The sequence below is a fragment of the Georgenia sp. SYP-B2076 genome (assembly GCF_003991205.1).
Taxonomy (GTDB): Bacteria; Actinomycetota; Actinomycetes; order Actinomycetales; family Actinomycetaceae; genus Georgenia.
Genome location: NZ_RXOZ01000031.1, coordinates 322,985 through 346,779, shown reverse-complemented (window position 1 = coordinate 346,779; position 23,795 = coordinate 322,985). Strand labels below are relative to the sequence as shown.

Sequence of the window (23,795 nt, the reverse complement as noted above, 5' to 3'; positions counted from 1 at the left end):
TTCGGCCGGGTGCCCGCACACCCCGCCGGCCCACCCCTCTCCTCACCCTGCGTGGACCCCTCCGTTTCAGCCTCACTTCATCCCCCGCGTGCGGCGTGACGGATCTCGGTGACTGGTTCTCTGACGACCACCGGAGTGCGACGCGGCGACCGACCTGGTGCCGTGCCGTGCGACGGCGCCGTCCACGGACGGCTCGGTACGGACGCGGGGAGCGCGGAACATGGATCGGACGCCAGACCTCACCCGGACGGCGCGATCGGGCGTACCCGCCCTCGTCGTCACCCTCCTGCTCGCGCTGGCCCTCGTGGCGGTGCCCCGGGAGAGCGCCCAGGCCGTCGCTCCCGCGCCGACCGCCGCCGTAAGCGTCCCCGCTCCCGCGCCGACCGGGGTGAGCGTCCCCGCCAGCGTGCTGGCGCCCGCACCCCAGGCGGTTGCCGCCGCCCTCGTGGCCAGGGACATCCCGATCTCCGTGAACACCGGCGAGAAGCCGCAGTCCAAGGTGTGGCAGAACCGCGGCACCTGGTGGGCGGTGCTGGCCTCGACGGCCGTCTCGCCGTCGGGCACCTGGCTGTGGCGCTACGACGACGGCAGCTGGACGAACGTCCTGCGGGTCTCGACAGACACCACGGTCCGCGCCGACGCCAAGCGGGTCGGCGACGTCACCCACATCCTGCTCCACGGCCCCAGCCCTTCGCTGGTCTCAGTCGAGTACGACGCCGGGAGCAACAGCTACCGGCCGTGGGGCGCGCGCGCCGGCGCGACGCCGGTGTCCCTATCGGGCAGCGAGACCGCGACGATCGACATCGACTCGCGCGGGCGCATGTGGGTCGCGTACGACACGACGAGCGAAGTGAAGGTGAAGTACGCCGACGCGCCCTACACGAGCTTCTCCGCCGCCATCACCGTGGCGTCCGGCGTCACCGTCGACGACATCGCGGACGTCACGGTGCTGCCGGGCAAGGTCGGCGTGCTGTGGTCGAACCAGAACACCAAGCGTTTCGGCTTCCGCACGCACACCGACGGCGCCAGCCCGACCACCTGGTCCTCGGACGAGGTGCCGGCGAGCCAGTCCGCGCTCTCGGTGGGCAAGGGCATGGCGGACGACCACCTCAACGTCGCCGTCTCGTCGAACGGGACGCTCTACGCGGCGGTGAAGACCTCCTACAACACCTCCAGCCAGCCGGCGATCGGCCTGCTGGTCCGGCGCCCCGCCGGGACGTGGGACCCGCTGCGCACGGTGGACACCATCGGCACCCGGGGCATCGTGCTGCTCAACGAGCAGGAGGGGACCGTCCGCGTCGTCTACACGCAGAGCACCAACTACGACAACATCCTCATGAAGACGGCCTCACTGGCGAACCTGACGTTCGGGTCCCGGCAGACGGTCCTGTCCGGGGGCTACAACAACGTCACGAGCGTGAAGGACACCTGGAGCGGGCAGGTCATCGGCCTCGCCTCCTCGGTCAGCGCCGCCCGCGCCTTCACGATCGGCACCGGCGCGACGCCGCCCGCGCCTCCGGCGCAGCCCCCCGTGGCTGCCGACGGCACCCTCACCGTGATGCAGGGGCAGTCCGCCGACGGGACCCTGCGGGCCACCACCAGCTCTGGCGGCCCGCTCACCTACGAGGTCGTGACGCCGCCGACGCAGGGCTCCGTCGTCGTCCGCGACCCGGCCACCGGGGTGTTCACCTACACCGCGGGGGCCGCCGCGAGCGGCACCGACAGTTTCACGTTCCGCATCAAGGAGGGCGAGCTGTGGTCCGCGCCGGCGACGATCCGGATCACCATCGGCACCACCTCGGCCGTGCGCGGGACGTGGAGCCTCGACGAGGGCCAGGGCACGGTGGCCGGTGACGGCTCCGGGCTCGGGAACAACGGTGTCGTCAAGGGCGGTGCGACGTGGGTCGCCGGCAAGGCCGGGACCGCGCTCGCGCTGAACGGCACCACGGGCTACGTCGCGGTGCCGGACAAGGCCTCGCTCGACCTGACCGGACCGATGACGGTCTCGGCGTGGGTCCGCCCGGAGGTGGCGGCCACCCAGTACGTCGTCAAGAAGGCCAAGAACGGCGGCACCGACGGCTTCGAGCTGGGGCTCTCCAGCGGCGGGACCGCGTTCCTGCGGCTCAACCAGACGACGTCCGGGGACACCTACCGGGTGGAGTCCACCTCGAAGTACCCCGTCGACAAGGCCACCTGGATGCACCTGACGGGCACCTACGACGGCACGACCATGCGGCTCTACGTCAACGGGGCTCTGCAGGCCTCGAAGGCGGGACCGGCGGCGATCCGGGCCAACAGCCTCGAGCTGGCCATCGGCGCCGAGCCGGGCGGCGTGCGCCCGTTCAAGGGCGCGATCGACTCCGTCGGCCTGCAGGGCCGGGCGCTCAGCGACGCCGAGGTCGCGGCGCTCGCCAGGGGCACGGCGGCCGCGGGGACGGCCGCTCCCACTCTCGCGCCGGAACTGACGCCGACGCCGGACCCGACACCCGGCGCGACGGCCGACCCGAGCCCGACGGCGGGCCCGAGCCCGACGCCCGGCGCGACGGCGGACCCGAGCCCGACGCCCGGCGCGACGGCGGACCCCACGGCAGCGCCCGACCCCGGCCCGACGGCGGAGCCCAGCCCCGCGCCGGGCGAGGCTCCGACGTCGGACCCCGCGCCGACCGGCCCGGCGGCACCCGACCCGAGCGGCCCGCGGGGTGCCTGGCTGCTGGACGAGGGGCAGGGCACGGCGGCCGGGGACAGCTCAGGGTTCGCCAATGACGGCGTCGCCAAGGGCGCGGCCGCGTGGGTTCCCGGCACGGCCGGCGCCGGGCTGCTGCTCACCGGCGGCTACGTCGCGGTGCCGGACCGGGCATCGCTGGACCTGACGGGTCCGATGACGGTCTCCGCCTGGGTCCGGCCGGAGAAGGCCGCCACGCAGTCCGTCGTGAAGAAGGCCAAGACCAACACGGACGGCTTCGAGCTGGGTCTGTCCAGCCGGGGCACCGCGTTCCTGCGGTTCAACGAGAAGACCTCGGGCGACGCGTACCGGGTGGACTCCGCCTCGAGATACCCGGTCGACGGGTCGACCTGGGTGCACCTGACGGGCACCTACGACGGCATCACCATGCGGCTCTACGTCAACGGCGTCGAGGAGGCCGCCACAGCTGGACCGGCGGCGATCCGGGCGAACGGGTACGAGCTGGCGATCGGCGCGGAGTCCGGGGGCACGCGAGCGTTCACCGGGGCGATCGACACGCTGGGGCTCTACGGACGGGCGCTCACCGCGCAGGAGATCGCCGCGCTCGCACGGCCGTAGCTGGCGCTCCGCAGGAGGTCCCGTCATCGCACGCCAGAGCGTGCGACGTGCCGGTAGGAGCGGGGTGGGCGCCGTCGCGCCCTGGCGACGGAGCCGCTCAGGGCCGGCCGAGAGCCCGGTAGGTCCAGCCGGCGGCGCGCCAGGCGGCGGGGTCGAGGACATTGCGTCCGTCGATGATGCGTTTGCCCGCGACGACCTGGCCGAAGGCGGTGGGGTCGAGGTCGCGATACTCCTGCCACTCGGTCAGGAGGAGCACGACGTCGGCGCCCGCGGCCGCGGCCTGGGCCGTCGGCGCGTAGGACAGGTCCGGCCAGGCCTTCTCGGCGTTGGCCATCGCGGCGGGGTCCGTGACGAGGACGTGGGCCCCCTGCAGCTGCATCTGAGCGGCGACGTTCAGGGCGGGGGAGTCGCGGATGTCGTCCGAGTCGGGCTTGAAGGCCGCACCGAGCACCGCGACGTTGCGGTCCACGATCGACCCGCCGCAGACCTCGCGCGCCAGGTCGACCATCCGCACGCGTCGCCTCATGTTGATCGCATCGACCTGGCGGAGGAACGCGAGCGCCTGGTCCACGCCCAGCTCGCCGGCGCGGGCCATGAAGGCGCGGATGTCCTTCGGCAGGCAGCCGCCGCCGAAGCCGAGCCCGGCATTGAGGAACTTGCGGCCGATCCGGGCATCGTGCCCGATGGCGTCGGCGAGCTGGGTCACGTCGGCGCCGGTGGCCTCGCACAGCTCCGCCATGGCGTTGATGAAGGAGATCTTCGTGGCCAGGAAGGAGTTGGCGGCGACCTTGACGAGCTCCGCGGTGGTGTAGTCGGTGACGACCTTGGGCGTGTGCTCGGCCAGCGGGCCGGCGTACACCTCGTCGAGGAGGGCCTCCGCGCGCAGCCCCGCGTCGCTGCCGGCACCGTCGGGCACGCCGTAGACAAGCCGGTCAGGGTGCAGGGTGTCCTTGACGGCGTAACCCTCGCGCAGGAACTCGGGGTTCCAAGCCAGCATGGCGTCCGGCTCGGCCTCGGCGACCAGCGCGGCGAGGCGGCGGGCGGTCCCCACGGGAACGGTGGACTTGCCGGCGACGAGGCTGCCCGGGGCCAGGTGCGGCAGCAGGGCGTCGACGGCGGCGTCGACGTAGCGCAGGTCCGCGGCATACTCGCCGCGCTTCTGGGGTGTACCGACGCACAGGAAGTGGACCTGGGCGTCGCCGGCCGCGGCGATCTCGGTGGTGAAGATCAGACGCCCGGTCGAGAGCGTCTCCCGGAGCAGCTCCGGCAGCCCGGGTTCGTAGAACGGTGCCTCGCCGCGGGCGAGGGAGTCGACCTTGGCGGCGTCGGTGTCGATGCCGACGACCTGGTGGCCCAGCCGGGCCATGGAGGCGGCATGGACGGCTCCGAGGTAGCCGCAGCCGATCACCGAGATGCGCATGGGACCCTTCCCCCTGATCGCCCTTGCCGTGCGGAGCCATGCTGTCATCTCCGGCCCGGCGACGGGTCGTACTTCGCGCACGTTTTCGTCGCCACCCGATGGTCGGTGGCCGCCCGAGCGTTCGCCACGGCGAGCCCCGCGCAGCGGCCGCCCGCGTGGACCCCTCGCGAGGATCCCGCAACGGGTCCGCACGAGTTCCGCACATCGCACCACCCGGGCCGGGAGGGGAGCAAGATCCATAGATCAGCAGCCGCGCGCGATCGCCGCGGGCGGCCAAGGGCGGCAAGGACCGCGGGGAACCTATCGGTCCGCGCTGGAAGAGCCGGGAGAGGAGGTGGTGCGCTGTGACAGATCGCGACCTCAAAGGTTATGTGCCGGGCGGGTTCGACATGCTGCACATCGGGCATCTCAACATCCTTCGAGCCGCCCGGGCGAGGTGTGATCGTCTTGTCGTCGGCGTTGCCACGGACGAGGCACTCGTCACCATGAAGGGGCGGGCCCCGGTGATCCCGTTCGGGGAGCGCATGGAGATCGTGTCCCACCTCCGCTTCGTCGACGACGTGGTGCCGGACGTCTCGCAGGACAAGCGCATCGCCTGGCGATCTCATCCCTTCGACGTGCTGTTCAAGGGCACCGACTGGGAGGGCACGCCGAAGGGAGCCCGCCTCGAGGCCGAGATGGCGGAGGTGGGAGCCTCGGTGGTCTACCTGCCCTACACGCCTTGGACGTCGTCGACGATGCTCCGGAACTTCTTGACGGCGGCAAACGGCTAGCGCGCGCTGTCGATGAGCCCCCGTGGCTCAGCCGGCTTCCGGGGGAATGAGGCCGGCGGACCGCCGTCGCCGGCGGTCGGGTCTCCCAGCGCATGGATCTGCCGCAGCTCCCGGCGTGATCCGATGCCGAGCTTGCGATAGATGTGCGTCAGTCTCAGCTCGACGGTACGCACGGACAGGTAGAGCGAGCCGGCCACCTCCTTGTTGGACGCGCCGCGGTACACGAGGGTCGCGATGCGGCGCTCCTCGTCCGTCAGGCGCGCCCCGTCGACGGCGGGGCGGTCCGTCGTCGTGGCAGTCGTGGCCGCGATCCGGTCGTCGAGAGCTGCGACGAACGCGGAGGCGCCCGCGGCCCGGTAGCGCTCGCGCGCACGGCGGAGCAGGGTCAGGCGACGCTCCTGGGTACTGCCGGGGGAGTGGAGGGGCGTCCTCGGCGCTACCTGGGGGGAGTGCGGATCTGCACCCACGGCGCCGAGCATGGCCTCGGCGAGCTCGAGCACAGCGGCCTCCTGGCCCGCGTAGGGCAGCGAGCGGGCCATGTCGGCCGCCTCCTCCGCGAGGGCGACGACGTCGTCGTGGGGCGCGTCGAGCAGTGGACCGACCACCGATGCGAACCGTGCCGGGGCGTTCACATCCGTTCGGGGTGTCGGCGGCGTCGCGTCGGGGTGGTCCATCCTGAGAGGCACCGACGTGTCACCTTGTCCATGCGCGCGGTAGGTGGCGACCGCGGCGGCGACCCGCACGGAGGTCAGCGTGTCCGCGGCCAGGGTGTGCCCCGCCAGGGCCTCGTTGAGGTGTGCGGCGGCCTCGGCGTTCCTGCCGCCGAGCAGCGAGCGCATGCCCCGCACGCGTGCCACCTCCGCCACGAGAGCCGGCAGCCTCGACTGACGTGCGAGGCGAGCGGCCTCGTCGAGCCACGTCCCGGCCTCCTCGTCCCTGCCCAGCAGGACGAGCGTGCGGGCAACGACACACAGGCCGATGCCGCCATGCACCACGTGCAGCGGCGTCGCGCGAACGGAGCCGGCGACGATCTCCTGAGCTCCGTGGAGGTCCCAGGTGGACAGGTGCATCTCCAGGGTGAGAGAGGCCGTCCATGCCGCGGCCCAGCTGGCCGGGTACCGCCGGGTGGCCTGCTGCAGATCGAGCAGGCCGGCACGTCCCTCCTGCCACCGCCCGTCGCGGATGAGCAGGGCGACGTAGGTCAGGGAACGCTCCCAGTCGGCGACGTCGATTCCTGGTGCCGGCTGTCCGAGCCCGGTCAGCATGAGCGCGGGTGGCCGGTGGCCCTGCGAGCGAAGGACGACGGCCCGGGTGAGATCGAGCTCGTCAGGCAGGTTCGTGGCCGTCGCGCGGCGCGGCTCGGTGTCTCCCGCCAGGTCGCCGGCGAGGCGCTCCGCCAGCTGGAGGAGCTCCTCGGCCGAGCGGTCGTCACCGTACTCGCAGCACAAGCGCGCCACGAGACAGGCGAGCGACGCCGCAGCGTCCGGGCTCGTCTCCGTCAGCCTGGCGATCATGGCTCCGGCGCGGGTCAGCGGCACTGCCCGGTCCCAGCCGGCCTTCGTGAGGACGAAGGCGGTCGCGGCCCGGTGCAGCGTCTCGCTGTCGGTCGCGAGGGTCAGGGCGGCGCTCAGGAGCGGGAGTGCGTGCCCCGGGTACCCCGCGAAGGAGGCTGCGACGCCCCCGAGGAGGGGGAGCCCCGCGAGGTCGGCGCCAGGCTCCGCCTGCTTCAGGGCGGCTTCGACGAGCCGGAGCGTCCGGGAGAGCTCGCCTTCGTCAAGCGCGATCCGTGCCTCGCGCTCCATGAGTGCGGCAGCTCCCGGCGAGGGCGTGGCGCCGGACTCCACGGAGTGCCACACCTGCTCGATCGTGCCGTCGGCCGCGTGCGCCGCGAGGGTTCTGTGCGCCTGGCGAACTTCGTGGAAGGGCGTGACGGCGAGCACCGCCGAACGAAGGCGTGGCCGGTTGAACACGATGCGATCTGCACCATGGCGGAGCACCGACCGCCCGTCGGGGCCGGGAACATCACCGACCGCCACGGTGGAGGTCGCCTCGAGCAGCTCGGCCTTCGGCGTGAGGGCCACCGCCGCGCACAGCACGAGGGAGCGTTGCTGGGCGTCGAGACCGTTCCACCAGGGGCGGTAGATCCCGGAGGAGACCTGAGTGCCTGGGAGAGGATCAGGCAGCGGTGACGCGGCCCTGCACTGATCCTCGTCGAGAAGGTCGCACACCTCGAGGACGTCCCCGGGGTTGCCGTCGGTGAGCTGGCCCAGCTGGTGCGCGAGAAAGTTCGGCACCTGGGGATGGTGGGCGCGCACGAGCCGCGCCGCCTCGTCGGGCGTCAGCGGTGGCACGTGGTGGACCCACAGGGACCCGGCGGGGCTCGACTCGAAGGCCGTGCCAGGCAGGTGAGACGCAGTCACCACGACCAGGACGGGCATCGACGTGATGGCGGCAGCCAGTGACGTGAGGGCGGTGAAGAGGCCCTCCACCTCGAGCGGGACGTCTTCGGCCGTGAGGATCATGGGCCGTTCGGCGCTGGCCTGCCGGGCGATGCCGATGGCGGCTCGCAGAACCTCCGGGTCGTCCAGGGCGACAGCACCGTCGCTGTCGATCATCCGATCAAGAATCCCGGTGGCGACCGGAGCATCGAACGGATAGCCGCTGGAAACAATCCTGGTGAGGGAGGTGACCGAACCGTTCTGGAGAATCCCGGCCGGCACGTGCATTCCGCGCACGTTGGAAACCGTCCGGCCGGCCATCGCTATCGCCTCGCGGAGGAGGGTGGACTTTCCGATCCCGTGCTCGCCGAGCAGGACGATCACGCTCCCGCGGCCGCCCGCGAGGCGTGTGACGAGGTCCCGGATCCTGGCGATCTCATTCTTACGGCCGATCAGGCGTGACGCCGCATCCCCTCTCTCCGCGGCGTCATCCATCCGTGCATCGTACTGAGAACTCGTCCCGTGACGGCCGGTTTGCCGGGCGTCTTGTTATTGCGGCGTCGAGAGGTCTCGCGACGGAATTGGAGGAGCCGGCTTCGTGGTCCGTGGTGACGACGCGGCGGCGACGATGGCCGCGACTGCGTCGTCGATCTCTGCAAGGGCTCGTCGGTAGCCCGGCATGCGCCGGGGCTCCGCCACGTCGTCGTCCTCCGGGCTACGGACGGCTCGCGTGCGAGCGAGGGGGGCGCCGGCGACGAGAAGGCTCAGACGAGCCCGGACGTCTGCGTCCGCGGGTACGTCGCCCAGGCCGTCCGAGGCGAGCAACGATGCCAGCCGCGCGAGCTCACGGAGCGTGAAAGACCTGCGCACCGCATCCGGCGCCAAGGAGACGGCCGCCGCGCGGTTCTCCCGTGCAACGGCGAGGACCAGGTCGGCATCTCTGACCATCGGCGCGGTGAGGGGCGTGGAAGTCGCCTCAGCGGGCTCGAGGCCGCGCGCCTGAAGCAGCGTCCGCATCCGTTCGGCTGGGGGTTGTCCTGCGATGGCTCGGGATCCCGCCCTGGCCACCGAGATGTCGGCGTCGCCGACGGTCGCCAGGAGGAGCGCCTGTGCTGCGACGGACCGGGCCACGTCGTGGGTCGATACGACGAGGACGGAGTATCGGGCTGCCTTGTCCGGACGGGCCTCGAGGGGCATGGCGGCATGTGTCATGTCTGCCTCCAGAGGTGGGGCCCGGTAGGGAGACCGGCCGACCCGCTCAAGGGTCGCACCACCCGTTCCCTGTGCACGGGGGAATAACCGCATCGTTTCCGCATGCTTGACCGGACCGGACCGGCTGAGTCGGTGGAGGCGGGCCGGCTACCACCCGGCGCGTCGTGCCAGAGGGTTATCGCACGCGTCCGGAGTCGTCCATCCGTTCCGCGGTGCTGCGGCCGTCCGGGGCCGCGGCGTCGACCGGGTGGGAGGGGGGCGTCGCGTGAGCGGGACTCCTCGTCCCACCTCCCGGGCCCCGCCTGGCGGCGTGCGCGAGACCTTCGTAGGGCGCAGTGGGTGCGGGAGGAGCGGTGGGCGCGTACCCGTAGGTCTGACGGGCGTGCTCCTGTGGCGAGACCATGTTCATGATGGTGCCCAGGATCGGCGCGCCGATGGATTCAAGAGTCTCGACCGCGAACGCCAGGTCCCTGCGGTCGGCCTTCCCCGAGCCAACGATCAGGATCGCGCCACCGGCCGCCTTGGCCATCAGGGCCCCGTCCGTGACCGGCACCAATGGGGGGCAGTCGATGATGACGGTGTCATAGGAGGCGCGCAGCTCGGTCAGAAGTGCCGCCATGCGTTCGGAGCCGAGCAGCTCGCTCGGGTTCGGCGGTACCTGCCCCGAGAGCAGGACATCGAGCCCCCTCTCTCCCCACGGCTGGATCACGTCGGTGAGCTGGGCGTCCCCGATCAAGACCGTCGTCAGCCCGACGGCACCCTCGAGGCCGAGGTACTGAGCAAGCCGGGGACGCCGGAGGTCCGCCTCGACGAGACAGACGCGCTCGCCGGCCGCCCCGAGAGTGATGGCCAGGTTCGCGGCCGTGGTGCTCTTGCCCTCTCCCGGAACCGACGATGTCACGGCGAGCACAGTGTGAGGCTCTACCGCACCGAGGAACTTGATGTTGGTGCGGATCTGCCGGAAGGACTCAGCGCGTGGCGAGTGATCCGCGGTGTCCGTGAGCAATGGCCGACCTTCGGCGCCGACGTCGAAGGTCACCGTGCCGAGCGGGGCGGCATCGACGATCGAGGCGATGTCCGCCACGCTGCGCACCCGGGTGTTCAGTGCCTCGCGCAGGGCCACCACGCACACGCCCGCGACGAGCCCGCCGACGGCACCCAGCGCGAGGGTGACTTTCAGCCGGGGCGCCGACGGCGACTGAGGAGGCTCGGCGGACCGAATCGGCTCCAACCGCACGCTCGGGGCTCCGGTCGCCGTAGCCGGCTCGAGGCGCGCGACCACCACGGCAAGCTGGTGGGAGATGGCATTGGCGATCCGCGCGGCCGTCTCAGGGTCCTGGTCGGACACCGCGATCGAGATGAGGACGGTGTTCAGCGGAGACGTCACAGAGACCTTCCGCGCCATTTCGGCCGTGGACAGGTCCAGCCCGAGCGCGGTGATGACGGGCCCCAGGACGACGGGTCGCTGCGCGATCGCGCTGTACGAACGCACCTGTTTCTGCGAGTAGTCGCCGCTCTGCACCAGCTCCTGCGCGGAGCTACCTCGCTGCGTGATCACGACGACCTCCGCCGTGGCCGTGTAGACGGGTGTACTGAGCAGCGCGTAGCCGCCGGCCGCGATGACACCGAGCAGGAACAACGTCACCAGCGTGAGCGCGCGCGCCCTCGCCAGCATCACGTAGTCGCGCAGCTCCACCCGGCCGCCCTTCGCAGCAGATCGTGTCCGGGTGCGCGTGCACCCAAGGACCGCATTCTCACACAGCAGACTTCCCCAGCGGGGTGGTAATCGCCCCTCGATGGAGATTGCCGCGGCAGGCCCGAAAATCCCGTGCCGGTTCCGGCCCGGGAACCGTGCCCGGCCGCTATCGTTCCGACCACATCAGCACATTGATAGCGAGGAGCGCCCCCGTGCCTAAAAAGGCTCTTATCACCGGGATCACCGGCCAGGACGGTTCATACCTGGCCGAGTTGCTGCTCGAAAAGGGGTACGAGGTGCACGGGCTGATCCGTCGTGCCTCCACGTTCAACACCGCGCGAATCAACCACCTTTACCAGGACCCGCATGATTCCTATGCGCGCATGTTCCTTCACTACGGTGACCTGACCGACGGCTCGCGGCTCGTCACCCTTCTCGAGGGGATCCAGCCGGACGAGGTCTACAACCTCGCGGCGCAGTCGCACGTGCGGGTCTCGTTCGACGAGCCGGAGTTCACCGGCCTCACCACGGGACTCGGCACCACCCGCCTGCTCGAGGCGCTCCGGATGATCGGCCTGCCCTCGCGCTTCTACCAGGCGAGCTCCTCGGAGATGTTCGGGGCGGCGCCCCCGCCTCAGGACGAGAACACGATCTTCTACCCTCGCTCCCCGTACGGGGCGGCGAAGGTCTATGCCTACTGGATCACGCGGAACTACCGCGAGGCCTACGGCATGTTCGCGGTGAACGGGATCCTCTTCAACCACGAGTCCCCGCGACGCGGCGAGACGTTCGTGACCCGGAAGATTGCGATGGCGGCAGCGGCCATCGCCGCCGGCAAGCAGGAGAAGCTCTTCATGGGCAACCTCGACGCCGTCCGCGACTGGGGATACGCCCGCGAGTACGTCGAGGGCATGTGGCGCATGCTCCAGGCTGATGAGCCGACTGACTACGTCCTGGCGACAGGCGTGCCCTACACCGTCCGTGACTTCCTCGGATTCTGCTTCGACCGCGTGAACCTCGACTGGGAGAAGCACGTGGAGTTCGACGAGCGCTACCTCCGGCCCACCGAGGTGGACTCGCTCATCGGCGACGCGGGCAAGGCCGAGCGAGATCTCGACTGGCGCGCCCAGGTGCTGGCTCCGGACCTGGCCGCCCTGATGACCGACGCCGAAGTCACTGCACTGAGGTGAGTGGCGCGGTGGAGGCGTCCGGGGAACGGATCCTGGTCGTCGGCATCAACTACAGCCCCGAGGCCACCGGTATCGCGCCATACACGACGGCGATGGCTGACAGCCTGGCCGAGGGCGGCGCGCGCGTGCGGGCGATCACGGGGATCCCGCACTATCCCCAGTGGAGGGTGACCGACCGGCGGTACCGGTCTGGCCGGAGGTGGCGGGAGCGCCTCGGCAGCGTCGAGATCACCAGGGTCGCTCATTCTGTACCGGCGCGCGCCACGCTCCTCGGCCGCATGCGGATGGAGGCGGAGTTCTTCATCCGCGCGACGCGCGAGGTCCGCGCCGACGATTCCAACGCGATCATCGCCGTCACGCCGTCGCTCTCGGGCGCCGCCGCCGCCTTTGTCGGCGCCCGGGGGCGGCCGGTGGGAGTCGTCGTTCAGGACATGACCGGCGCGGGCGCGGGCGAGTCCGGGACAACGGGCCGGAGGCTCGCCCGCCTCATCTCGCACGGCGAGCACGCGTTGATGCGACGCGCCGCCGTCGTCGGAGTGATCACGCCCAGGTTCGGCGATCTGCTGCGCCAGCACGGGGTGGCGGGCCGCCGCATCATGGACCTGTCGAACTTCACGCACATCGATCCCGTCAACATGAACAGGATGAAGGCACGGCAGCGACTGGGCTGGCCACAAGGCGGGACGTTGGTGGTCCACACCGGCAACATGGGGATGAAGCAGGGGCTCGAGTCGGTCGTGGAGGCGGCACGCGTGGCGCAGGAGAAGGGTCTGGACGTCACCTTCGTGCTGGTCGGGGACGGCAACCAGCGTGATGACCTTGAGCTCCTCGGCAGGAATGTGCGGAACCTGCGCTTCGTCGACCCGGTCAGTGCGGAGGAGTATCCCTACGTGCTGGCGGCGGCCGACGTCCTGCTCCTGAACGAGCGGCCAGGTGTCCTCCAGATGAGCCTGCCCAGCAAGCTGACGTCGTACGTCAGCGCGCGTCGACCCGTGCTCGCTGCGGTGGAACGATCTGGCATCACCCGCGCGGTGCTCGAGGAGGACAGCGCGGCCGCACTCGTCGAACCGGGAGACGCGGTGGCGCTGCTCGCCCATGTGGAGCGGCTCATGGCTGACGATCAACGTCGCGCCGATCTGGTCGAGGCAGCCGCCGCGATGGGGGCGCGCCGATATGGCAGGGAGGCGGCCGCACGACGCTATCGAGACTTCGCCCGGCGGCTCCTCGACGAGAGATGACGCGTCTCAGGCATCGGCACTCACGGCGCGCTTGGCGACGTGTCGGTCCGTCCATCGCCGCCTTCGCCGTCTGCGCCGCGATCCTCAGCGGTCTGCTGCCGCTGCTGCTCGTGCGCGAGGTACCCGACGAGGGGCGCAGCGCGGGCTGGTACCTCACCGGCCCCATCATCGTGTGGGCGGGCATCCGGCTGTCGTACAGGGTGGTGGACGGGCGGCCGAAGTTGTTCGACTTCATCTTCTGGCTGTTCACCTACATCTTTCTCGGGCTCGCTCCCACCGCTCAGATCCGCAGCGGGCAGCTGTCGACCACGACGCCGGGCATGCATCCCGCACTCGACGTGCCGACCGCCACCGTGGTCTGGCTGGGGCTCATCGCCTACGAGTCGGGGCGGTGGCTCGGGCGCCGTCGACGCCGCAGGCGCATCGATCCCCCGGAGATCCCCGGCGACGCCGTGGACGGACGCCGGGCCGTGGCCGTCGCCCTGGTGGGGCTGGTGGCTGCGGCCTACTACGTCTCCAAGATCGGCGTGGGCACCCTGTTCATGAGCAGGTACTCCTCCTTCGACATCCGCAGTGCCGCACTGCCCGACCTCGCCGTCCGTTCCATCGTCATGGCCGCCGCGTCCTACCCGCTGCTGATCGCCTCGGGCGCCTTCGCCCGGCTGCGCGCGGCGGCCGGTTCCCGAGGCAACCACTACGCGCTCGCGCTCCTCGTCACCGTCCCCGTCCTCCTCGTCGTCGTCAATCCGATCAGCAGCGCCCGGTACGACTTCGGGACGGTCGGGTTTGCGCTCGTCGTTCTCGCGGGGGCGATGGCCACGCGCCGACGTAGCCGACTGTCGCTCGTGGCGACGCTCGTCGCGTTCCTCTTCGTCTTTCCCCTCGCGGACGCCTTCCGTACCGATGTCGTCAACCTCGACCGAGGAGGATTCTTCGCGGAGTACATGAACAATCCGGACTACGACGCGTTCTGGCAGATCGCGAACACGGTCTCTTATCTCCGCGACGTCGGTCTGAAGCCGGGGATGCAAGCGCTCGGTGTGCTGTTCTTCTGGGTGCCGCGGGCCGTCTGGCCGGGCAAGTCTGTCGACACCGGCGTGCTCCTCGCGGACTACCGGGGCTACACCTTCGACAATCTCTCGGCGCCGCTCTGGGCTGAGCTCCTCATCAACGGGGGCGTGGCGCTCCTGCTCGTGGGCTTCCTTGCCATCGGGTGGCTCCTGTACCGGTTCGACGTACGGGTGGCCACGGCGCTGACGGGTACCGGCCAGCTGTGGTCGGTGGTCGGTGCCGTCTTCCCGTTCTACATGGTGATCCTGCTGCGCGGCTCGCTGCTGCAGGCCACCGGCACCCTCGCCGTGTCGGTGGCCTGCGTGCTGGCGGTCCGGGCTCCCGCCCGCCGGACTCGGCTCGGTCCGCGCACTCAGGCGCGCAGCCGCGAACGGGTTTCGCGCACCTCGCCGTACACAGCGACCAGGCGGCCGGCGACGGCGTCGATGCTCAGGCGCTCGCGGGTCAGGGCGGCGCCCGCCTCGCCCATCCGGCGGGCCGCGGTGGGATCCGCGAGCAGCGCCCGTACGGCGTCGACGAGAGCGTCGAGTCCCTCGTCGGTCACGATGCCGCTGCCGCTATCGCGGATCAGCGGCGCCAGCCCGCACGACTCGGTCACGACGACCGGCCGTCCCAGCGCCATCGCCTCCAGGACGGACATGGGAAAGGGTTCGTCGATCGAGGGCAGCACGTAGACGGCGGCCTGCGCCATCCTCGCCAACGTGTCCTCGGGTGCGAGCGGCCCTTCCCAGGTGACCGGTGCCGCGGAGCCGGCGATCAGCCGCGCTACCACGGCTCCCTCCCCCTCGTCGGGGCCGACAAGGGAGAACCGGGCGTCCGGAAACTCGTCGTGCAGGCGGTGCGCCATCCGGACGAAGAAGGTGGGACGCTTGCGGGCGTGGAGCCTGGCCAGGAACAGCACCTCGGACCCCGTGACCGTCGCGGCGCCGGGGGGCACGGGTACACCGTTGAGCATCTCGACCAGGGGCAGGGCGGTGCCGCTCACGGCCAGCAGGTCCCTGCGCTCCCGTGGTGTCAGGTACAGGACCGCCCCGGCACCGTGCAGGACGGGCCGGGTCAGAGCACGGTCCACCGGACGAGACAGGAGGCGCGACGACCGGTCGATCATGCCGTGGGTCTGCAGCACGTACGGCACACCCAGACGGCGGGCGAGCGTGGCCGCCGGGAGGGTGATGAGGTCCCTGGCCGCGTGGACGTGCACCACGTCTGCCCCGGGCATCGCGCGGCGGAGCCACCGGTGGAGCCCCGGGGAGGCGAGTCCTGCGAAGCCGGCGCCCGGGACCGCGGTCCTGGCCGGGAAGAGGCGTACCGGAACACCCTCGATGTGCTCGGGCGGTCGGTCGTAGCCCCGAGCGCCGGCGGCGATGATGACCTCGTGGCCGAGGGCACGCAGCTGAGCCGCCTGGTTCACCGCCACGCGAGTGGGGCCGCCGTAGGCGCCGTCCGGGCTGAAGAGCGTGGCGACGGAGATGATCCGCATATCAGCGCTGTTCCGTGCGCGTCACGCCGCGCGCGCCAAGGACGACGGCATCGGCCGGCACGTCACTGGTCACGAGCGCCGTCGCGCCGACGACCGCGCGCGCACCGACGCGGACTCCGCGCAGCACCGTCGCGCGGGCGGCCACCCAGACGCCGTCCTCGACGACGATCGGCGCGTTGTCGAACTCGAAGGACGGCGAGCGCGCATCGTGGCTCCCGGTGCACAGCATGGCCTGCTGGGAGATGCACACGTCGGAGCCGAGCGTGATCGGCTCCAGGTTCAGCAAGTAGGCACCTTCACCGATCCAGGTGTCGTCACCGACCTCGAGCTTCCACGGCCAGTGGATGCGCACGTTGTGACGGATATTGGTTCCGGTACCGATGGACGCGCCGAACGCGCGCAGGATTCGTGCCCGGACCGACGGGGGGCACCACCACCGGGTCACGACCGCGCCCGAGACCAGCATCCAGGCGACCTGGGCTGCCGGGCCGCGCCCCTTGTCGTACCCGACGCCGGTGAACCGGCCGAGGCGACGGGGTTCGGGGGTCACCGCCTCACCACCGGCTCGTGCTCGAGGAACCACTCGTACGTCGAGCGCAGCCCCTCCTCGAACGGGATGGTGGCCCGCCATCCCAGCTCGGACATCCGCGAGACATCGAGCAGCTTCCGGGGTGTGCCGTCCGGCTTGCTGGGGTCCCACTGGATCGCCCCCGTGTAGCCGACGGCGCGGGCCACCGTCTCCGCGAGCTCGCTGATCGTCATGTCGGCACCCACACCGATATTGATGGGCTCAGGGGCGTCGTAGGTCTCCAGCAGGAAGAGGCAAGCCGACGCCAGGTCATCGACATGGAGGAACTCCCGGCGGGGCGTACCGCTGCCCCAGCACGTCACCGACGGCAGGCCGGCACGAGCCGCTTCGTGGAACCGGCGGATCATCGCGGGCAGCACGTGGGAGTGATGGGGGTGGAAGTTGTCACCGGGCCCGTACAAGTTCGTCGGCATGGCCGAGATGTAGCGCAGACCATGTTGGCGTCGCAGCGCCTGAACCTGGAGGACCCCGGCGATCTTCGCAATCGCATAGGCGTCGTTGGTGGGCTCCAGCGCACCGGTCAGGAGCGAGTCCTCCCGGATCGGCTGCTCCGCGAACTTGGGATAGATGCAGCTCGACCCGAGAAAGAGGAAGCGCTCCACGCCCTGAGCCACGCTCGCGTCCATCAGGTTGACCTGGATGCGAAGGTTGTCCGACAGGAAGTCGGCCGGATAGGCGTTGTTCGCCCCGATGCCCCCGACCCTGGCGGCCGCATCGATGACGACCTCGGGACGCACGCTGGTCATCATGGCTTCCACCGCATCGCGGTCCCGCAGGTCGAGCTCTGCCGAGGTGTGCCCCACGAGGCGCGAGAATCCACGGCCTTCCAGGTGGCGCCAGACGGCCGAGCCGACGAGCCCCCGGTGGCCCGCGATGTAGACGACGGCATCGCGGTCGAGCGGCGTGGTCGGGGTCATGATCGCCAACCTAAATCATCGACGGCGTTCACGGAGCGGGTTGCGCGACTCATTCGTCTGGTCGTCGAAACCGCGCCCGGGAATGGGCAGAACAACTACTCTCGCACGCATGGCCGCGGCCGCCCGGGGGCCGCAAGAATCCATCCGCGGCAGGGTTCCCGGCCGACGCGCTCGACGCACGCAGAAAGGCACGCATGAGCAGGCGGCTACGGGCAGTGCGCGAGAGCCACGCGGCGCGCGCCGCCACCGCGGGGCTCTCGCGCATGTTCGGGTTCGGACTGAGCATGGCGCTGCTCGCCGTCGTCTCGCTCATGGTGATCCCCGCAATGGTCGCGGCCAGCGGCCCACGAGCCTGGGCCGCGATCGCCACGGGGCAGGCTGTTGGCGCCGTCGCCGCCGTCGTCATCGCCTACGGCTGGGTCGTCACCGGGCCCGCGCGCATCGCCAGGAGCGGCCGTGCGGGCGGAGTGGTGGAGTACGGCGAGTCGCTGACGGTCCGCCTCGTGATCTTCGCCCCTGTTGCCGGGGTCGCAGCCGGAGTCTCCGCCGTCGTCGCCCTGGACCACACCGGCCTCGCGATGCTGGGCTCGCTCTCCTCGGCCACGGTGGGGCTCACGGCCAGCTGGTACTTCGTCGGCCTCAGCCGCCCATACCTCCTCCTCCTGCTGGAGACCGTCCCGCGCCTCACCGGCACGGTGGCGGGAATCCTGCTGATGAACGGCGGCGCGGACGCGGCGGCGGGCCTGTGGGGTCAGCTGGCCGGCATGGCAGGCGGCGTCATCCTGTGCAGTGCCTGGATCCTGTGGGGCCGCGCCCGCGCCTCGTTCGGTGCCCGGCGCAAGGTCGTGCGGGTCCTCGCGGAGCAGCGAGACGGAGTGCTGTCCAGCGCGGTCTCCTCGATGTACAGCGCGCTGCCGATCGTGATCGTTGGGTTCGTCGCCGCGCCGGCCCAGCCGCAGTTCGCCGTCATCGACAAGCTGCAGCGGCAGGTCTCGGCGGCCATCTCGCCGTTCGTCACGGTCCTGCAGGGATGGGTACCTCGCGCGGCAGGCAGGTCCCTCACCCGCCGGGTGTCGGTGGCGCTCGTCGCGACCTCCGGCGCGGCGCTCGTTCTCGCGGCCGGCCTGGTCCTGGGCGGCCCCCTCCTCGTGGAGTGGCTCGGCGGCGGGCAGATCAGCGTGCCCCCCGCGGCCATCGCCCTCATGGCCGCCGTCCTCGGCGTCGGCCTGGTGGAGTCCGTGGCCGCTCGTGCCTGCCTGGTGGCCGTGGGACGCCTCGACTACATGGCGCGCGTCACAGCCCTCGGCTCCGCCGTGGGCCTGCTGCTGGTCGTGCTGCTCGCCAGCCAGTGGGGGACCGTGGGGGCCTTGTCGGGAATGGTCGCGGGCCTGATGGTCAGGGTCGTGCTGTGTCTGCTCGGGCTGCGCAGGGCCACGTCGGCCGGGCCTGTTGCCGTGGCACGGCCACATGCACAAGGGAAGGGTCGTTCATGAGCCGACTGCGAGACGTTGTCCTCCTCATCGTCTGGCTGCTGCCGGCGAGCGGGGCGAAGAACGCCATGCTCCGTGCCGTGGGGCACCGCGTGCACGCGACAGCGCGCGCGCGGTGCAGCCTCGTCTGGCGCGCGCGAACGGTCGAGATGGGACCCGGCAGCCGGATCGGGCGATTCAACGTGGTCAAGAATGTCCGCCTGCTGCGGCTCGGTCGGGAAGCATCGATCGGCCGCATGAACCTCATCTCCGCCCACCCGGTATACGGGCGTCTCTACCCCTCGGGCGCGTCCATGACGCTGGGGGACCACTCCTATCTGACCAGCCGTCACTCGGTCGACTGCTCCGGACCCGTCACCATCGGCGACTTCGCTGCCGTGGCCGGCCACCGGACGACCATCCTCACGCACTCCGTCGACGTGCGCACTGACGCCCAGCTCGCCCATCCGGTGACCATCGGGCCGCGCAGCTTCGTCTCGACGAACTGCCTCATCGTCGGCGGAGCCGAGCTGCCGTCGTCGTCGTTGCTGGCGGCGGGCGCGGTCCTGGCGCGTGCACGCACGGGCGGAGAGCCCGGCCTGTGGGCCGGGGTGCCCGCACGCCGCGTCGGGGAGGTCGAGGGAAGCTGGTTCGCCCGCGCGGAGACGCACACGCACCGGGTCTTCGTGCCGGAGACGGGCGAGACGGTCGAGAAGGCGTTCTAGCCCCAGCACTGGCCCCTTCGTGCTGGGCGGCGACCGACTGCCCGGCCGCCTCGGCCGCGCCACCAGGTGCCCACGCGCCGGCACGTGCGTATCCGGTGCGCTTGCGTGGCAATGGCCCTGTGCCGGCCCGGGCGGCGCGAGAAACGCCGTCGGCACGGGGTAGCGCGGGGAACCGCAAAGAAACCGCAGTTGCCGCATTCCCCCGGTCATATTCGGCCGCCGACGGTGCGGCCGCCTCGACACTCTGCCTACGGGTCGCGCCAGTCCTCAAGGCGGCGATCCGCTGGGCATCCCGTGGCGGCGCAAACGCACGGACCCTGCAACTGTGAGAGGTCACTATGCGAAAAGTCGGATCACTCCTCGCCGGAGCGCTCCTGGCGGTCGGCTCCCTGGTCGCACCATCAAGCACACCGACGGCGGACGCCTTGTCCGAGGGTGTGGCGTTCACGGCGGACAACGCACCCACATGGCAGACGAACGGCACCGTGTGGGCGTTGGCCCAGTCCGGTGGGACGGTCTTCGCCGGGGGCAGCTTCTCCCAGATTCGACCGCCGGACGGCGCAGCCGGGACGGCGCGGGCCGAGGCGAACTTTGTGAGCTTCAACGCGGGCACCGGAGCGCCGGCGTCCTGCAACCCCGACGTCACGCTCGGCGGGGCCTCGGCGACGGTTCGGGCCCTGGCGACCTCGCCGGATGGCAGGACCCTGTACATCGGTGGGAACTTCTCTGCCGTGGGTGGGGTGAACGTCGCGCGCATCGCCGCGCTGGACGTCGCGACCTGCACGGTCACGCCCTTCCGGACGCCGGCGATCTCCTCGATCGTGCGCGGGCTGGCCGTGACCGAGAACGTGATCTACGCCGCCGGTGAGTTCCGCACGGTCGGTGGTCAGGTCCGGGAGCGGTTCGCCGCCTTCGATGCCCGCACCGGCGCGCTACTGCCATGGACCGCGAACGCGGACGCGTTCGGCAAGGCCGTCGCCGTCTCCGCCGACAGGTCCGTGGTCCTGATCGGGGGCGACTTCTTCACCGTCAACGGACAGGACTCGCACTCCATCGCCGCGGTCGACGCGGTGACGGGGCAGAACGTGCGCAACTACCCGCGCGGCTTCATCCCGGACACCTCGACGACCCAGACGATCACCGCCGACGCGACGAGCTTCTACGTCGGCAACGAGGGAACCGGCGGAGGCGTGTTCGACGGCTCGTTGGCCATCAACTACTCCGACCTCAACCAGCGCTGGCGCAACAACTGCCTGGGTGCGACCCAGGCGCTGGTGGTCGACGAGGGAACGTTGTACGCGGCGAACCACCACCACGACTGCTCCTCCATGGGGTGGTTCCCCGACGGCCGCCGGATCTACCTGACGGCGCAGCGCACGGACAACGCCGAGATGCTCGCCTGGCGCCCGGAGCTCAACGACGGCAACGGCGAGGGCATCGGCCCGCGTGCGCTGACGGTTGCCCGCGCCGGTGGTCAGAAGGTCCTGTGGGTCGGTGGGGAGTTCACCCGCACGAACGGTGCCCCGCAGCAGGGCCTGACCCGCTTCCCGGCGGGGCCAGACACCGGCACCCTGGCGACCCCGTCGGCGACCGCGGAGTCGCTCACCACCGGGACCGTGAAGGTGCGCTGGCGCACCATTCTCGACCCCGACGACGGCAACCTCACCTACCGCGTCTTCCGTAACGGCGCGGAGATCGGCCAGGTGCGGGCCGAGTCGCGGTGGTGGTACCTGCCGCAGGCGTCCTTCACCGACACCACAGCGGTGCCTGGCACGCAGTACAGCTACCGGGTCAGCGTCAGCGACGGGACGACCACGTCGGCCCAGTCCGCGGCGGTCTCCGTCCGGGCGGCCGGCGCGGACGTGCCCTATGCCTCCGCCGTCCTGCGTGACGGTGCGACGCTCTACTGGCGCTATGACGAGGCTGCTGGGCGCTACGGCGCCGACTCCTCGCCCGGCGACCGCAACCCGCAGTACATGCAGAGCCCGGGCTACCGGGCCACCGCCAACGCGGTGCCCGGCGAGCCGGGCTACGCCATGGACTTCGGCGGTTCGGCCTACGCGTACAGCGACAACCTGGCCGAGGGCCCGACCACGTACTCCGCGGAGACCTGGTTCAACACCACGACCACCTCGGGCGGGAAGATCCTGGGCTACGGCAACGCGATCCCGACCACCCACAACCCCCCGCAGAACCCGCTGAGCGGCAGCTACGACCGGCACATCTACATGAACAACGACGGCCGCCTCACCTTCGGCGTCTGGACCGGTGGCGCGCAGACGCTCTCCTCGAGCAAGCCCTACAACGACGGCCAGTGGCACCACGTGGTCGCCACCCAGGGCCCGGCCGGCATGGCGCTGTACGTGGACGGGCAGCGGGTCGGCCGCAACTCGGTGACGAACGCCCAGGCCTACCGCGGATCGTGGCGCACCGGTGGGGACAACCTCAACGGCTGGCCCAACCAGCCCGCCTCGAACTTCTTCGACGGCCTCATCGACGAGACGGCGATCTACCCCGGCGTCCTCTCCCAGCAGCAGGTGATCCAGCACTACACGCTCGCCGGCGGAACGCCTGACGTGCCGGCGGCGCCGTCGGACGGTTACGGCGCGGCCGTGTACCACGACGACCCCGACCTGTACTGGCGCCTGGACGAGACCAGCGGGAACGTTGCCGCTGACTCGGGCCTGTACGGAATGACCGGACAGATCCTCGGCGGCGTGACGCTCGGGCAGCCGCCCGCCATCACCTCCGGAACGTCCATGGCGCTCGACGGCAGCGACCAGGGCCGTATCCGGTCCACCGCGAGCACCGGGTCCCCGGCGCGGTTCAGCACCGAGGCCTGGTTCTCCACGACGACCACGTCCGGCGGCAAGCTCATCGGGTTCGGCAACGCCGCTGAGGGCCTCAGCAACAACTACGACAAGCAGATCTACATGACCAACGACGGTCGCCTCGTCTTCGGCGTGTACGCCGGTTACGCCGCCACCATCACCTCGACGAGGCAGTACAACGACGGGCAGCCCCACCACGTTGTCGGCACCCAGGGCCCGGACGGCCTGGCCCTGTACGTGGACGGCATCCTGGTCGGCACCGACAGCCAGACGACCAACCAGGGCTACACAGGCTACTGGCGGGTCGGCGGGGACAACCTCAACGGCTGGCCCAACCAGCCCGCGGGGGTCAACTTCGCCGGCCGCATCGACGAGGTGGCGGTCTACGGGCACACGCTGACGGCCGAGCAGGTGGCTAACCACCACACGCTGGGCACCGGGAGCACGCCGCCCGACCGGACGGCGCCGACGGCGCCGGCCGACCTCACCGCAGGTGCGGTCGACCAGGACGTGGTGCTGTCGTGGTCGCCCGCGACCGACGATGTCGCCGTCACGGGCTACGTCGTGCACCGCTCGGACACCGACGGGTTCACCCCGTCGGCCGCGACGCGGCTCGGCGAGGTCTCCGAGACGAGCTTCACGGACACCGGTGTGGCGGCCGGGACCTGGTACTACCGGGTGGTGGCCACGGACGCGGCTGGGAACCTCTCCGAGGCGTCCGCCCAGGCCACCGCCACGGTGGCGGCACCGGACACGTCGGCGCCGTCGGCGCCGGCGGACGTGACCGCCACGGTCAACGGGGATGTGGTGACGCTGGGCTGGTCGGCATCCTCGGATGACCGCGGGGTCACCGGCTACACGGTGCACCGCTCGGACACCGACGGGTTCACCCCGTCGGCGACGACGCAGATCGGCTCGGTCTCGGGGACGAGCTTCACGGACACGGGTGTGGCGGCCGGGACCTGGTACTACCGGGTGGTGGCCACGGACGCGGCTGGGAACCTCTCCGAGGCGTCCGCCCAGGCCACCGCCACGGTGGCGGCACCGGACACGTCGGCGCCGTCGGCGCCGGCGGACGTGACCGCGGCGGTGAGCGGGGATGTGGTGACGCTGGGCTGGTCGGCATCCTCGGATGACCGCGGGGTCACCGGCTACACGGTGCACCGCTCGGACACCGACGGGTTCACCCCGTCGGCGACGACGCAGATCGGCTCGGTCTCGGGGACGAGCTTCACGGACACCGGTGTGGCGGCCGGGACCTGGTACTACCGGGTGGTGGCCACGGACGCGGCTGGGAACCTCTCCGAGGCGTCGGCCCAGGCCACCGCCACGGTGGTGCCGGCGGCGCAGCCGGTGACGGTGGTGCTCGCACCGACCGCTGATGCGGTGGTGCGTCAGTCCGAGCCCGGGTCCAACTTCGGGGCGCTGAACCAGCTCGCGTCGCG

General features: G+C 71.1%; 14 protein-coding genes. 7 read left to right on the top strand and 7 right to left on the bottom strand.

The genetic code is table 11. The features are described 5' to 3' along the window. Positions 1–220: 220 nt before the first annotated feature. Positions 221–3,301, top strand: coding sequence for a LamG-like jellyroll fold domain-containing protein (locus EJK16_RS12680; protein WP_164737339.1), 3,081 nt, complete (start codon positions 221–223; stop codon positions 3,299–3,301). Positions 3,302–3,398: 97 nt separating this feature from the next. Here EJK16_RS12680 and EJK16_RS12675 read toward each other — a convergent pair whose 3' ends face one another. Next, positions 3,399–4,721 (bottom strand): UDP-glucose/GDP-mannose dehydrogenase family protein, encoded by a 1,323-nt coding sequence (locus EJK16_RS12675; RefSeq protein ID WP_127129831.1) that lies wholly within the window; start codon positions 4,719–4,721, stop codon positions 3,399–3,401. A 344-nt stretch (positions 4,722–5,065) separates the two neighbouring features. On the opposite strand from EJK16_RS12675, the gene EJK16_RS12670 reads away from it, so the two are divergent. Further along, positions 5,066–5,494 carry an adenylyltransferase/cytidyltransferase family protein gene (locus EJK16_RS12670; protein ID WP_127129829.1) on the top strand — a complete coding sequence of 143 codons (429 nt, stop codon included), beginning with the start codon at positions 5,066–5,068 and terminating at the stop codon, positions 5,492–5,494. Here the strand turns inward: EJK16_RS12670 and EJK16_RS12665 are convergent. The 3 genes from EJK16_RS12665 to EJK16_RS12655 all read right to left on the bottom strand — a co-directional run bounded on the left by EJK16_RS12665 (position 5,491) and on the right by EJK16_RS12655 (position 10,840). Further along, positions 5,491–8,427: a LuxR family transcriptional regulator gene (locus EJK16_RS12665; RefSeq protein ID WP_127129827.1), complete on the bottom strand. Its 2,937-nt coding sequence runs from the start codon at positions 8,425–8,427 to the stop codon at positions 5,491–5,493. The two genes, EJK16_RS12670 and EJK16_RS12665, sit on opposite strands and share 4 nt — an antisense overlap. A 54-nt stretch (positions 8,428–8,481) precedes the next feature. After that, positions 8,482–9,129, bottom strand: coding sequence for a low molecular weight phosphatase family protein (locus EJK16_RS12660; RefSeq protein WP_164737338.1), 648 nt, complete (start codon positions 9,127–9,129; stop codon positions 8,482–8,484). Positions 9,130–9,319: 190 nt separating this feature from the next. Further along, positions 9,320–10,840, bottom strand: coding sequence for a polysaccharide biosynthesis tyrosine autokinase (locus EJK16_RS12655; RefSeq protein ID WP_127129823.1), 1,521 nt, complete (start codon positions 10,838–10,840; stop codon positions 9,320–9,322). 212 nt (positions 10,841–11,052) lie between these two features. On the opposite strand from EJK16_RS12655, the gene gmd reads away from it, so the two are divergent. Together gmd and EJK16_RS12645 are read left to right on the top strand one after the other, a co-directional pair. Then, entirely contained in the window at positions 11,053–12,030 is a 978-nt protein-coding gene (gmd, locus tag EJK16_RS12650) for a GDP-mannose 4,6-dehydratase (RefSeq protein ID WP_127129821.1), read from the top strand. Positions 12,031–12,038: 8 nt separating this feature from the next. Then, positions 12,039–13,268: a glycosyltransferase gene (locus EJK16_RS12645; RefSeq protein ID WP_240646012.1), complete on the top strand. Its 1,230-nt coding sequence runs from the start codon at positions 12,039–12,041 to the stop codon at positions 13,266–13,268. 1,423 nt (positions 13,269–14,691) lie between these two features. Here the strand turns inward: EJK16_RS12645 and EJK16_RS12640 are convergent. The 3 genes from EJK16_RS12640 to EJK16_RS12630 form a co-directional block, all read right to left on the bottom strand. After that, entirely contained in the window at positions 14,692–15,819 is a 1,128-nt protein-coding gene (locus tag EJK16_RS12640; protein WP_127129819.1) for a glycosyltransferase, read from the bottom strand. 1 nt (position 15,820) lies between these two features. Continuing rightward, entirely contained in the window at positions 15,821–16,285 is a 465-nt protein-coding gene (locus EJK16_RS12635; RefSeq protein WP_240646010.1) for a DapH/DapD/GlmU-related protein, read from the bottom strand. A gap of 80 nt (positions 16,286–16,365) precedes the next feature. Further along, on the bottom strand, positions 16,366–17,325 hold the full coding sequence (locus tag EJK16_RS12630) for a GDP-L-fucose synthase (RefSeq protein ID WP_127129815.1): 960 nt from the start codon (positions 17,323–17,325) through the stop codon (positions 16,366–16,368). 194 nt (positions 17,326–17,519) lie between these two features. Here EJK16_RS12630 and EJK16_RS12625 point away from each other — a divergent pair, with 194 nt between their 5' ends. From EJK16_RS12625 to EJK16_RS12615, 3 genes are all read left to right on the top strand, one after another. After that, positions 17,520–18,818, top strand: coding sequence for a hypothetical protein (locus tag EJK16_RS12625; RefSeq protein WP_127129813.1), 1,299 nt, complete (start codon positions 17,520–17,522; stop codon positions 18,816–18,818). Beyond that, positions 18,815–19,519 (top strand): hypothetical protein, encoded by a 705-nt coding sequence (locus tag EJK16_RS12620; protein ID WP_127129811.1) that lies wholly within the window; start codon positions 18,815–18,817, stop codon positions 19,517–19,519. The genes EJK16_RS12625 and EJK16_RS12620 overlap by 4 nt, the downstream gene beginning before the upstream one ends. 494 nt (positions 19,520–20,013) lie before the next feature. Next, the coding region (locus EJK16_RS12615; protein WP_164737337.1) for a LamG-like jellyroll fold domain-containing protein at positions 20,014–23,795 on the top strand (3,782 nt) is incomplete at its 3' end.